The following is a 13352-nucleotide window of genomic DNA, read 5'->3' on the forward strand; positions in this document are numbered from 1 at the left end:
GTTATGCCTGATTTGGATTTTCAGGCTTTTTAAATTATTATTAATTGCTATTATATTTCAACACTTTTGCTTAAGTATGCGCCATATGCTAATGCGGCTAATTAAATTTTATTTACTTCTTTTTTTTGCAATAACGCTTTCCTTTCAGTCATCTTCCCAACAGGTCGCAGAAAAAAGGTTAATAAGTCAAAAGTTTGTCTATAAAACTTCTGAGGTTAGCGAAGTATATATAGTATGGGCCATAAACTTTTGGAAAACGCCTGAAAAAAAGTTTTGGCCAAAGAATACATATTTGAAAGATACGTTGGCCTACACACAAATGTCTCATCAAGGAGACTCATTTTATACTTCCTTTACACTTCCTTATGCAACCAGGTTAGATTATTATTTCTTAATGACCAAGGGTCATCATGGAGAAAATATAAATGGATGGGACACGAACCGGGGAATTCTTTATTCAAGCGATTTTGTCGATAATAAAGTAGTTGAGTTACGAGATGTAAAACTGGATATTGAAGAACCGAAGTTTTCTATTCTTTTGTTGGGCAAGCAGTTTATAATCTTATCGTTGTTCTTATTTCCCCTTGTATTTTTTTTATTTAAAAAAAGAGGGTACCCTATCAAGAGCCTAATCTTATCAGGATTGCTTACCACAGCTTTTATTTACATTTTTCTTGCCCGTGCCGAAATTGCTGAATTATTCCATAAAAAAGTATCAATTGTTTTAGGGGCAGTCTTTAGTGACTTGCTTTGGTTATTACTTATCAGCGTTTTATTCTTTCCGTTAATTTATCTTTTCAGAAAAAAAATATTTGTAAGAAACATTGTATTTGTCACCTTTTGTGCAGTGATTCTATCTACGGTTTTAGCTTCATTATTAAATATTGAAGTAGTAAAGCAATTAGGAACTCCTTTTAATTATAAGTGGCTTTACTATTCAGATTTTTTAAAAGGCAATGATGCAAGAGCAGGAGTTGCTAAAGCACTTACAAAACATTTACAGCTTAATCTTTTGCTATTGTTAGCAAGTTATATTATCATTAGTTTATCTATATCTTTCCTATTACAAAATCTATTACTATCGAGGAAGTGGAAAGTAATGATATTCTCAGCATTAATTCTTTTCACTTTCATGAGCTTCTATGAATACAAAACTAATTATTATACTATTGGCAAAGTACAAGCGCCGACAACAGCTTTTATCTCGTCCGTTTTCTATCCAACCGGCATAGAGGAGTTGTTGAAAACAAAAATTTCTGATGAAACAGTTCAATATGTATCTAATTATCACAATAACTTCTATTCTTCAAAACCAGATAGCGGACATCTAATTGATAATATTATTTTATTTGTTTCAGAGTCGACACCTAAGCAACTAATAGACATTTATGATTCTACATTTAAATGTACCCCGAACATTAAGAAATGGAGCAGTATATCAAAAGCTTATACAAACATGTATGCGCCTATACCCAGCACTCCCTATTCTATGTTTACGTTATGCTCAGGCATCTTTCCTAAGATCGATTACAAGTCTGAATTAAGAGAAAGATTGCAACTACCGGTTGCTTCTTTGCCTCGCGTTTTAAATGGTAACGGTTGGGAAACTTCGCTGTTTTTTTCTTCTGACTTACGATATTCCAATATGGATGAATATGCGAAAAAACAATCTTTTTCAACCATTCAGGATTTTACAACAATTCCGTGCGACAAAAAGTTTTCTACAACTCACTCAAATCTTGACGGGCTTAACGATGAATGTCTACTGGAAAGCTATTTAAATTGGATGGACAAATCGCCATCGAAAAAGAAATACAGCGTGTTATGGACCAATCAAACACATTACCCTTATTATACTAAAAGTGAAACATTTTATACCCGGGAAAATGATGATCTAAACCGATATTTAAATGCCCTTCATCACACTGATATGGTTTTCGGTAAATTGATGACCGAACTGGAAAAAAGAAATAAACTAAAAAACACATTAGTGATCTTTATTGCCGACCACGGGGAAGCTTTTAGTACACATGATCAAACAATTCATGCATCAAGGGTATATGAAGAAAACGTACATATACCTTGTATTCTTTTCAACCCTGTTATTTTTAAAAAGACCGAGAATAAGCAAATTCATAGCCTTGTTGATATAGATGTTACTATTACTCACTTATTAGGATTAGAAAAGCCACAAGAATGGCAGGGAAAAAGTTTACTTGAAGATACACCGGGTGATCGTACGTTCTTTTTCAGTCCATATACAGATTTAATTTTAGGAACGAGGGACAAAGACTGGAAGTATATTTATAATGCTGATACCCGGGAAGATGAATTATATAATTTGGTAAGCGATTCTAAAGAATTAGACAACCTTTCTTATAAATACCCTGAAATAGTTCAAAAAGAACACGAAATTTTAGCAGGTTGGGTTCAATATCAAAATAAAAAATACAGCCAGTGGAAGAATGAAAAAACCAAGTAAAACCAACATTTTTATTATTAGGCTCTTTGATCATAATGTATGTAATTTAGATTTTCATGTCGGGAAAATTAAATCAACATAAATTATTTAAACAAAACAAAGTATGAATTTGAAGGCATTTACTTTTATGTTTCTTCTTTTACTCATTGCACTGACTGGAACGACTCAAAAAACCGAAAGCAACAAAATAGCGGTTATTGGCTATTATGCAGGAAATGCAGAAAGTGTAAGCGCTTACCCGGTTGAAAAACTAACCCATATTATATTCAGTTTTTGTCATTTAAAAGGTAACGAACTTTCAGTAGATAATTTGAAAGATACTTTAACCATTCAAAGACTTGTTTCTTTAAGAGAAAGAAATCCCTCACTGAAAGTTATTTTATCCTTAGGTGGTTGGGGCGGCTGTGAAACATGTTCACCAGTTTTTGCAGCAAAGGCAGGCAGAAAAGAATTTGCAAAATCAGTAAAAAAATTAAATAAATATTTTAAAACAGACGGAATAGACCTTGATTGGGAATATCCTTCTATACCTGGTTTTGAAGGCCACCAGTACACAAAAGATGATAAGCAGAATTTTACTGAATTGGTTAAAGTATTAAGAAAAAAATTAGGCAGAAAGAATGAAATCAGTTTTGCAGCAGGTGGATTTACAAAGTTCCTGGCTGAGTCAATTGATTGGGCTAAGGTAGCCCCAATGGTAGACAAAATAAATCTAATGACTTATGACCTTGTAAATGGCAACAGTAACCTCACCGGTCACCACACACCTTTGTACTCTACACCGCAACAAATAGAGTCTACAGACAATGCTATTCACTATCTTGATTCCGCGGGAGTGCCCAGAAACAAGATGATAATTGGCGCTGCATTTTATGGAAGAATTTTTGATGTTGAGCAAGACTCATTGAATGGTTTATACCAAAAAGGCAAATTCAACAAAGGGGTTTCTTATAAGAATTTGAATGTGGATTCATTAAAAAATGAAGGATTTGTTTCTTATTGGGATGACACAGCAAAAGCTCCTTACATGTATTCTTCTGCTAAAAAGCAATTGCTGACCTTTGATGATGAAAAGTCTATTATGCTAAAGACAAAATATGTTGTAGATAATCATTTGGGAGGAATCATGTTTTGGCAATTAGGGGAAGATAAAACGTCAAATGGTTTATTAGATGCTATTGATAAAGCTTTGCATTAATAGGATGACTGCTACCGGCTTGAGCTGAAGGTTTTCAGAACTTTGCAGCTCAAGCCGCAGGGCTTCGTTCTTGCAACAGCGCTCCATAAGCTTCGTTCAAAAACTGCTGCGCATGTTTTTGAATGCCTTCGCAATGCGCTCGGCACTGAACCTTATGAGTCGCTTTATGCAAGAACTGGTGTCAGTACTATTGACACCAGTCGACTTTTTTATGAACGTTTTTTATGGTCTTTTTCTTTATTTTTTATTTCTTTTTTCCTTCTGCCTTTAATTTAAGACTTTGTTTCCAGCACAATCACTACATCTGGTTCATTGTCGTTGAGAGTAGGTGAGGTAATAGTTACAGTACCATTTTTAAAAGTTGTTTGCACCTTTGTTTTGTCTTTTAATAAATATGCGTTTGTTATTTTTTTATAAGGAAAGTTTTCAAGGGTTACAGAAGGTACATCTTTCTTTAACAGGTGCACATACATTTTGTTGTCTTTTTGGGTAATAGCTCCCCATGCCTGTGGCTTCATGTAACCACCTTTTGTATTGTAAATACTTTCGCCGTAGACTGCAAGCCACTTGCCTACAGAATCCAGGCGTTCTTTAAATTCAGGCTGTACTGCACCATTGGGCATTGGACCGATATTTAAAAGAAAATTAGCGCCATAACCATTATCTCTTACAAGATAGTCTATCAGTTGCTTTGTTGATTTATAAGTAGTATCGGTAATATTAAAACCCCATGAGTTATTAATGGTTTCACACGTCTCAAGAGGAAGTCTTTGAGAAGGTGGCTGATAACTTAAGCCTGATTTATTTTCACCGGGCAAATCTTTTTCAAACATCTGGAAATCTTCTCCCGCAAAAGGTACCATATGATGATTGTTACCAATCAGTGCATGCGGTTGTAATTTATGAATTAAACCATAAATTTCATTGTAATGCCAATCAACTTTTGCAGTTCTGTCTGCTGCTCCTTCAGGTGCTGTCTGGTCCCAGTGTCCATCGAACCATACGCCTGCTATCTCTCCATAATTGGTTAACAGCTCGGTTAACTGGTTTTTCATAAATTGAATATAATCGCTCCAGTTGACGCGCTCAGTTCTGCCGGTTCCCTTTCCTGTGCGACCAGTCCAGTAGCTATAGTCAGTTCTTCTCCAGTCGAGCAGTGAGTAATAGACGAATAGCTTTATGCCTTGCTTATGACATTCATCAGCCATCATCTTTACCACATCTTTTTTATAAGGGGTATTCATGATATTAAAATCAGAATACTTTGTATCCCACATGCTAAAGCCATCATGATGACGAGTAATAAGCGTAATGTATTTCATTCCTGCATTTTTAGCCATGCTTACTACCTCTGCAGCATTAAAATCTATGGGATTAAAAAAGTCCATTAAACGTGTATAATTCTTTACCGTAATGTTCTTGTTATTCATCACCCATTCGCCATCACCGGGAATACTGAATGGTCCCCAGTGAATAAACAATCCAAATTTTGAATTTGTAAACCATTCGCGTGCTTTAAGGTTTTCCGATGACGCGGTGTACGAGGTATCCTGCGAAAAGGAAAGCTTTTGTAATGAAGTCATTAATAAAGCAAGCAACAATAATTTTCTCATGAGGAGCGTTTTTGTGAAAGTAGTAAAGAAAATGTTTTTTTATTAGTTATTAAAAATCTTCTTTTTTATTAAAGTATGAGTACTTAAAATGGATATATAGTATATTAAGGCCTTTTTATGACATCTACATTAAACTCATAAAATAAATGACATTTTTAGAATTAGCAGAACAAGTACTAAAAGATGAAAAAAAACCTTTAACGGCAACCGAAATATGGCAAAGTGCTGTTTTAAAAGGCTATGACAATAAGCTAAATAGTGAAGGCAAAACACCTTGGGCTACACTTGGTGCACAGATTTATGTCAATGCAAAAGACAACCCTAAGACTCCTTTTGCTCAGACCGACACGAGGCCAAAAAAGTTTTATTTAAAGGGCCAAAAAAGCGTGGATTTTAATATTAGCCCAAATCCAGTTGAACCTGTTCTTAAAAAGAAGAAGTTCGAATATTTAGAAAGAGATTTACATGCTTACTTAAGTTATTATGCTTATTATCATTTACGTTGTTATACTAAAACAATTAATCACTCTCAATCGTCAAAAAAAGAATTTAAAGAATGGGTACATCCAGACATTGTTGGTTGTTATTATCCACTTGATGAATGGAAGTCGGAAGTATATGAACTTAGTTCAGCAATCGGAAATGTTTCAATAAAATTATTATCATTTGAATTAAAACGAGAACTTCATTTTGGGAATTTAAGAGAAAGTTTTTTTCAAACGGTATCAAATTCTTCCTGGGCAAACGAAAGCTATTTAGTCGCCTCCAAAATTTCTAAGGAGACAGACTTTGTTGATGAACTAACAAGACTGTCAACATCGTTTGGAATAGGAATAATAATTCTAAATGTAGATGACCCTCACTCTTCTGAAATATTATTACCAGCAAAATATCGCGAAACATTAGATTGGGAAACAATTAATAAACTAACAATGAACACAGATTTCAAGGAGTTCTTGACTCGGGTTAAGATTGACATATCGAGTAAAAAAATTCATAAAAAGGAATATGATACAATTCTTGACACCGAAGATTTGAAAAAGACATTCAAAGCAAAATAGGAAAAAGAAAAATATAAATATTTCACCTCACTTCACACTAAAACTCTTCTTCAAAATATAATCACTCGAATTTCTGCCTACACAAATGCTATAAGTTCCTTTGTATAATTTCCATTTATTTTCTGCTAAATCCCATTTTTGCAATTCGGTTACCGGAATGTTTAAAACTACATTTTTTGTATTACCTTTTGCTACACTTACTCTTTTAAATGCTTTCAATTCCTTTAATGGCATTCTTTCCAAATTAGGATACTCGACGTAAACCTGCACTACTTCGTCACCATTATATTGACCTGTATTTTGTATAGTCGTTGTAAAACGGATAGTATCTTTTAATGAATAATTATTTCGAGGTTCCTGTTGCCATTTATAAGCAAAAGTGGTGTAACTGAGTCCATACCCAAAAGGATATTCCACTTTTCCATTGAAGTACCGGTAAGTTCTGCCTTTCATGTTATAACTTGTATAATCAGGGAGGTCACTGAGCGATTGATAAAAAGTAACAGGCAGGCGACCGGAAGGAGATACATTTCCAAACAAAATATCGGCGAGGGCATTGCCGCCTTGTTCACCGGGATACCAGGCAAGAATAACAGCATCAGCATAAGGCTCAATAGCCGCTATGTCAACTGCACTTCCGGCAGTTACTACAGCAACAATTGGTTTTTTGTGTGCTGCCCGCAGCTTTTTCAAAAAGGCAATATGTGCCTGCGGCAAACTTAAAGTAGCTTTATCACCACCGGAAGCTGATAAAAATGCATCACCTTCTTCTCCTTCAAGCAAAGGAGTCAAACCAACTACCGCAATGGTAAGGTCACTGTTCTGAGATGCCCAGATACCGCCGAAATGAACTGTATCAGTATAATCGCTTCCCTGGTCGTATTGCACAACAGTAGCCGGACCTGCGGCCTTAGTAATACCTTCGGCAAACGTCACAATGTTTCCTGACATTCCGTGATAATTTCCTACCATTGCTTCTAACGATGCTGAGTTGGCTCCCGTAACCAGTATCGATGAATATTTGTCTTTTTGCAGCGGCAAGACTCCATTATTTTTTAGCAGCACCAGGCTTTGCTGCGCTGCCCTTCTTGACAGTTCTGTATGGTAAGCATTGTGAACACTATCTGCGCCGTAACTGTTATAAGGATTTAAAGAAGAATCATTATCGTACATTCCTAATTTCATCTGAGTCCGAAGTATGCCGCTTACAGCACTATCTACATTTGCTTCTTTCAGCAATCCTTTGTTGATAGCTGCTAACACATCTTCTTGCAAAACACCGCCACACTCCAGGTTTATTCCTGCCTTTAAAGCCGCGGCAGCCAACTCTTCCTTTGTGTTAATGACTTTATGCCTTACCAGTATATCATCAAGCGCTCCGCAATCTGTTACAATATGTCCTTTAAAATGCCATTCGTTTTTCAGTATTTCCTGCAATAGAGTTTTACCGGTACAGCAAGGCTCACCATTCACACGATTGTAAGCGCACATCACCGACTCTACGCCTGCGTCCACTAGTTTCTTAAATGAATAGAGATATGTTTCCCTTACATCTTTTTCATCTACAACAACATTAGCAGTGTGGCGGGTTGCTTCCGGTCCACTATGTACAGCAAAGTGTTTTGCGCATGCCGATACCTTTAAATAATCCGGATTATTTCCCTGCAATCCTTTTACATAGGCTGTACCCATTTTTGACGTAAGAAAGGGGTCTTCTCCGTAAGTTTCCTGTCCCCTGCCCCATCTTGGATCTCTGAATATATTTATGTTTGGCGACCAGAAGGTAAGTCCCATATACCACAGGTGCCTGTTCATTTTGGCGGCAAGGTTATACTTCGCCCGTGCCTCTGTTGATATTGCTGATGCTACCATTTGCAATAATGTATCATTAAATGTTGCCGCCATTCCTATTGCCTGTGGGAACACCGTTGCTTCACCTGCCCTTGCAATACCATGCAGCGATTCATTCCACCAATTGTAAGCAGGTATGTTTAACCGGTTAACTGAAGGACTGTTATTGCCAAGCATTGATATTTTTTCTTGCAGCGTCAGCGCATGCAATAAGTCATTTACTCTTGCTTCCATTGGCGCTTTTGCGCTACGAAATGAAGGAGTATTTTGTGCAATAGTTATATTGCCAACAAAAGCAAATGCCGCTAATACAATCAACAATTTTAAATGCATTTTGCAAAAGTTGATATCTTTTTTAAATCTGAATATTCTATTATTATCTTTAATAAAAGTAGATAATAACAAAGTATTGTGGTATTTATTTTAGTGGTTAATACTTTTTACAATCAACAATTACAGTGAAATACATGTAAAAAAGCCAAAAATAAGAACATGAAAAACGCAATATTGCTTATTCCATTTTTTATCTTCTTTATAAAATCTTTTGCACAAACAAATGCAAGAGAAAGTTCTAAACCTGCTTATGATTCTGTCTTAGCCACAAAACTGGGGGCGGATGAATATGGAATGAAAAAGTATGTAATGGCCTTTTTAAAATCAGGGAAAACGAAGATTTCAGATTCAACAGAAGCCGTAAAAATTCAAATGGCGCATTTAAAAAACATTATGAGATTAGCAGATGAAGGTAAGTTAATAGTAGCAGGTCCATTCCTCGATAATCAAAACGTAAGAGGTATTTTTATTTTTAATGTAGAAAATATTGACGAGGCGAAACGATTAACAGAAACCGACCCTGCCATTAAAGCAGGTGTGCTGGAAATGGAACTTCGCCCCTGGTATGGGTCTGCCGCACTGATTGAAGCGGCGAAACTTCATAAAAAAGTTGAGAAGAAAAGCGTTGCAGAATAATTTAATACCAGGAAGAATTGTTGTCATTACCCGTTTTCTTCCTCAAACTGGTCTTTAATATAAGTAATATGTGTCTTTCTGTGAGCGGTGAGATTTCCTTCTTCATCAAGGTTTACAAAAACAATTTTTTCTATAGTAAGAATGCTTTTGCGGGTAATTTTATTACGAACCTCGCAACGTAAAGTAATAGAAGTTCGCCCAAAAGATGTAGCAGTAATTCCAAGCTCAATAATATCACCTTCCTTTGCTGAGCTGACAAAATTTATCTCTGATATGTATTTTGTGACAGCTCTTTTATTACCAAGTTGCACTATTGAATAGATAGCCGCTTCTTCATCTATCCATCTCAAAAGGCTGCCTCCAAATAATGACCCGTTTGGATTTAAATCTTCAGGTTTTATCCATTTCCGTGTGTGGAAGTTCATAAGCCGGGTTTGAATAAAGTTAATGAAAGATAGTTATTTATAAATAATCTTTCAACGCGCTTTAGCCCTAAAAAAAGAGCCACTCATAAAGTGACCCTTACTCTCTAATAATTTTACTTTTACTTAGTGTAAAACAACTTTTCGAATTACTTTCCTTCCCGGTTCTGAAATATAAATTGTCTTTCCGTCGGGTGTTGAAGCGATGCCACCTATTTGTCCCAATCCTGCCGTTTTTCCTGTTCCATCTCCATAGTTGCCACTATAACCATAGCCAACCAGTGTGGTTACATCTTTGCCAGGCCTTACTAGTCTTAACGCAGATAAATTATTTGCGGCATTACCGAAAGTAGTAAAGAATATATAACTACCATCCTGGTTAGAAGTTACCTGGGTAACATTGTTTGATTGTGCAGTTGCTACCGGCCCGTCTATATCGACTCCAATTTTATTTTTATATTGAAATAATGATGATACAGTTCCGTCCGACGCTACCTTGCGAACAAGTTCATTATCTAAATCTGCAACATAAATATTGCCATTGCCGTCTGCAGCCATGTCTGATACCCGGCTTCCAAAAGTAGCTTCTTCACCCCGGCCGTCCCGGAATGGATAAGGATTTCCATTTCCTCCTCTCTCGGTTAGAGCTTTCCCTGCAAAAAGCTCTACCTTGCCTGTTGAAGGAGAAGTAAATGTAATGCGATGAATTGTGCTCCATGGTTCATTGAAAAAGTAAACTTGTCCATTTGCGCCTGTGGCCAGTCCATTTGGTAAATCAAAATGATCACCTGAATTTAAAGCTCCTACAGCATTTCCCCCATACACTCTGTTTACAATGTTGGTTGCTTTCCCAACATTTCCGTTTGGCTCAATTTTCCATAAATCGTTTTCTTTAGTTACAATATATAATGTACCTCCAGTTCCCGGTGCTACATCCATATCGAGAATTTCATTGTAAGAGCTTCCAATTGCACCAAGAGGTATGTATGTCTTTACATTATTCTGCATATCGATACTTCTTATAACCGTACCATCAGCAACGTACAAAATATTATTACGATTATCATACACCATTTTGGTAGGATTCCAGAAACGTGCGTTTGCTCCATTTCCATCTTCTGCATTACCACGATCATCTAACTTTCCTGCAATAGTAGAAACAGTCACGTTAAACGCCGCACTTGAGGAATCACCGTCAGGTGGTCCCCCGGATGCCGGTCTCATTATATCTTTTTTTGAACATGATGAGCAAGCAGTTGTAACTACAAAAGCAAATAATAATAATCTTTTAATATTCATAATGATTACATTAAGATCAGATGATTGATAAATGAAATGCGAGATTACTTATAGATCAGGTTCATAAAAATCACTTTGTAGATAAAAGACTAAAAAACATGACGAATGGTAGAATGAGTAAAAAATATATAATAAAGAATAGGAACATTTAGCTTGAAATTAAAATCGCGAACTTTTTGTTCGTAACCTTAGGTACATTATTTTCTAACTCAATTTTTTATTATTTTTCCAACCCAAACCCTTATTATGAAATTGTTTTCATTTTGTTTAGTCATTTTTGTAACCATGACAGTAATGGCACAAAGGCCGGGCTCTTTTGCAGGCTCGTATCCTGCAACAAAAACAACAGACCAGGCAGATGATTTTTTTGGAACAAAGGTTTTGGACCCTTACAGGTGGCTGGAAAATGACATGGCGGAAGACACCAAAGATTGGGTACAAAGGCAAAACGAGGTAACCAATGAGTACCTCTCAAAAATCCCTTATAGAGATGCAATTAAAAACAGACTGACCGAGTTATGGAACTACGAAAAATATTCGGCGCCTTTTAAAGAAGGCGAATACACCTATTTTTATAAAAATGACGGCTTGCAAAACCAGGCGGTATTATACCGGCAGAAGAATGGTGAGCAACCCGAAGTTTTCCTTGACCCAAATACGTTTTCACCTGATGGCACCACTTCGCTTGCCGGCATCGATTTTACGAAAGATGGCTCTCTTGCTGCCTACCAACTTTCTGAAGGCGGGTCAGACTGGCGCAAAGTAATTATCCTGAATACACAAACAAAAAAACCACTTGATGATACACTGAAGGATGTAAAGTTTAGCGAGCTTTCGTGGCGCAATAATGAAGGTTTTTATTACAGCAGTTATGATAAGCCGAAAGAGGGCAGTCAACTTTCAGGAAAAACTCAGATACACAAACTATATTTTCATAAACTGGGAACGCCGCAAAAGGCAGACAAACTAATTTTTGGCGGAGAAGCAACACCAAGGCGCTACATAGGTGGACAAGTGACCGAAAACCAGCATTACCTTGTTATATCGGCGGCAAATGCAACTTATGGCAATGAATTATACCTACAAGACCTTACGAAACCAGATGCCGGAATAGTGCCGGTAGTTACAGGTTTTGAAAATGAACAAGATGTTGTAGATGCCGACGAAGGCAAGCTTTACATTAGTACAAATCTTAAAGCGCCAAACCGAAAATTGGTTGTCACAGATGCCTCAACTCCTACTGCTCAACATTGGAAAGACGTTATACCTGAAACTAAGTTTCCATTATTTGTGTCTACCTGCGGAGGAAGATTTTTTGCGCAGTACACAAAAGACGCAGTATCAGAGATTGAAGAATATACAAGAGATGGTAAAAAGGTAAAGACGATTGCTTTACCCGGTTTAGGAACTGCAAGCGGTTTTAGTGGAAAAAAGGAAGAAAAAGAGGTTTATTATTCCTATACTTCTTATGTGTACCCGTCAACTATTCTTAAATACGATATAATTTCTGGTAAATCTTCTGTTTATAAAAAATCTGGTGTAAAGTTTAATCCTGATGATTTTGAAAGTAAACAGGTGTTTTACGCATCTAAAGACGGTACTAAAATACCAATGATAATTACCTATAAGAAAGGAATGCAGCTTAACGGTAAAAACCCTTTAATGCTGTACGGGTATGGAGGCTTCAATGTTAGTCTGACTCCGGCATTTAGTGTCAGCGATATTGTCTTTTTAGAAAATGGAGGTATTTATGCAGTCGCAAATCTTCGTGGTGGTGGGGAGTATGGCGATGTATGGCACAACGCCGGTACAAAGTTGCACAAACAAAATGTTTTTGATGATTTTATCGCTGCAGCCGAATACCTGGTGAGAGAAAAATATACTTCCAAAGATTATCTTGCTATTTCCGGTGGATCGAATGGAGGATTGTTAGTTGGCGCTTGTATGACGCAACGCCCCGACCTATACAAGGTTTGTTTTCCTGCAGTAGGTGTTATGGATATGCTGCGTTATCACAAATTTACCGCAGGCGCAGGTTGGGCTTACGATTATGGAACAGCGGATGACAATAAAGAAATGTTTAATTATTTATATAAATATTCTCCTGTTCACAACTTAAAAAAAGGAACATGCTACCCGGCTACCCTGGTTACCACTGCAGACCACGATGACCGTGTAGTGCCTGCCCACTCATTTAAATTTGCAGCTTCTTTACAGGCAGCGCATGGTTGCAATAATCCTGCATTGATAAGAATTGAGACAAAAGCAGGTCATGGAGCAGGAAAGCCTACATCTAAAATTATTGAAGAACAGGCTGATAAATGGGCTTTTCTTTTATACAATATTGGACTTACCTACCCGCAAAAAGCATTGTAACCCTGAAGAAGAGGTTCACGAAGATTGCAACTTATTCATATGAAAACAACAGAGAAAGAAACCTTTACTGGCATTATTTTT

9 protein-coding genes are annotated in these 13352 nt (G+C 36.6%); 5 read left to right on the top strand and 4 right to left on the bottom strand.

Annotated elements, in window-relative coordinates:
• Nucleotides 1-91 precede the first annotated feature (91 nt).
• Both B154_RS0101420 and B154_RS0101425 read left to right on the top strand, forming a co-directional pair.
• Entirely contained in the window at nucleotides 92-2482 is a 2391-nt protein-coding gene (locus B154_RS0101420) for an LTA synthase family protein (RefSeq protein WP_026259888.1), read from the top strand.
• Between the two features lie 103 nt (nucleotides 2483-2585).
• Nucleotides 2586-3680 carry a glycoside hydrolase family 18 protein gene (locus tag B154_RS0101425; protein WP_018611254.1) on the top strand — a complete coding sequence of 365 codons (1095 nt, stop codon included), beginning with the start codon at nucleotides 2586-2588 and terminating at the stop codon, nucleotides 3678-3680.
• Between the two features lie 272 nt (nucleotides 3681-3952).
• On the opposite strand, the gene B154_RS0101435 is transcribed toward B154_RS0101425, so the two are convergent.
• Entirely contained in the window at nucleotides 3953-5293 is a 1341-nt protein-coding gene (locus B154_RS0101435) for an alpha-L-fucosidase (protein ID WP_018611258.1), read from the bottom strand.
• Nucleotides 5294-5439: 146 nt separating this feature from the next.
• On the opposite strand from B154_RS0101435, the gene B154_RS0101440 reads away from it, so the two are divergent.
• The gene (locus B154_RS0101440; RefSeq protein WP_018611259.1) at nucleotides 5440-6354 is read left to right on the top strand and encodes a COG2958 family protein; all 915 of its coding nucleotides are present in this window, start codon (nucleotides 5440-5442) and stop codon (nucleotides 6352-6354) included.
• 27 nt (nucleotides 6355-6381) lie between these two features.
• Here the strand turns inward: B154_RS0101440 and B154_RS0101445 are convergent, their stop codons facing one another.
• Nucleotides 6382-8538 (bottom strand): glycoside hydrolase family 3 N-terminal domain-containing protein, encoded by a 2157-nt coding sequence (locus tag B154_RS0101445; RefSeq protein ID WP_018611261.1) that lies wholly within the window; start codon nucleotides 8536-8538, stop codon nucleotides 6382-6384.
• Between the two features lie 159 nt (nucleotides 8539-8697).
• On the opposite strand from B154_RS0101445, the gene B154_RS0101450 reads away from it, so the two are divergent.
• On the top strand, nucleotides 8698-9174 hold the full coding sequence (locus B154_RS0101450) for a YciI family protein (protein WP_018611263.1): 477 nt from the start codon (nucleotides 8698-8700) through the stop codon (nucleotides 9172-9174).
• A gap of 26 nt (nucleotides 9175-9200) precedes the next feature.
• Here B154_RS0101450 and B154_RS0101455 read toward each other — a convergent pair whose 3' ends face one another.
• Both B154_RS0101455 and B154_RS0101460 read right to left on the bottom strand, forming a co-directional pair.
• Complete coding sequence (locus B154_RS0101455; RefSeq protein WP_018611264.1) at nucleotides 9201-9599, bottom strand: acyl-CoA thioesterase; 399 nt, start codon at nucleotides 9597-9599, stop codon at nucleotides 9201-9203.
• Nucleotides 9600-9722: 123 nt separating this feature from the next.
• A complete protein-coding gene (locus tag B154_RS0101460; protein ID WP_018611266.1) occupies nucleotides 9723-10820 on the bottom strand; it encodes an NHL repeat-containing protein in 1098 nt (365 codons plus the stop codon).
• 321 nt (nucleotides 10821-11141) lie between these two features.
• Here B154_RS0101460 and B154_RS0101465 point away from each other — a divergent pair, with 321 nt between their 5' ends.
• Nucleotides 11142-13271, top strand: coding sequence for a prolyl oligopeptidase family serine peptidase (locus tag B154_RS0101465; RefSeq protein ID WP_018611268.1), 2130 nt, complete (start codon nucleotides 11142-11144; stop codon nucleotides 13269-13271).
• Nucleotides 13272-13352: the final 81 nt, after the last annotated feature.

It is taken from the genome of Segetibacter koreensis DSM 18137, from assembly GCF_000374045.1.
GTDB classification, from domain to species: Bacteria; Bacteroidota; Bacteroidia; order Chitinophagales; family Chitinophagaceae; genus Segetibacter; species Segetibacter koreensis.

Coding starts and splice junctions, on each gene's coding strand:
- B154_RS0101420 (WP_026259888.1), top strand. CDS start 92: ATGCGGCTAATTAAATTTTATTTACTTCTTTTTTTTGCAATAACGCTT.
- B154_RS0101425 (WP_018611254.1), top strand. CDS start 2,586: ATGAATTTGAAGGCATTTACTTTTATGTTTCTTCTTTTACTCATTGCA.
- B154_RS0101435 (WP_018611258.1), bottom strand. CDS start 5,293: ATGAGAAAATTATTGTTGCTTGCTTTATTAATGACTTCATTACAAAAG.
- B154_RS0101440 (WP_018611259.1), top strand. CDS start 5,440: ATGACATTTTTAGAATTAGCAGAACAAGTACTAAAAGATGAAAAAAAA.
- B154_RS0101445 (WP_018611261.1), bottom strand. CDS start 8,538: ATGCATTTAAAATTGTTGATTGTATTAGCGGCATTTGCTTTTGTTGGC.
- B154_RS0101450 (WP_018611263.1), top strand. CDS start 8,698: ATGAAAAACGCAATATTGCTTATTCCATTTTTTATCTTCTTTATAAAA.
- B154_RS0101455 (WP_018611264.1), bottom strand. CDS start 9,599: ATGAACTTCCACACACGGAAATGGATAAAACCTGAAGATTTAAATCCA.
- B154_RS0101460 (WP_018611266.1), bottom strand. CDS start 10,820: ATGAGACCGGCATCCGGGGGACCACCTGACGGTGATTCCTCAAGTGCG.
- B154_RS0101465 (WP_018611268.1), top strand. CDS start 11,142: ATGAAATTGTTTTCATTTTGTTTAGTCATTTTTGTAACCATGACAGTA.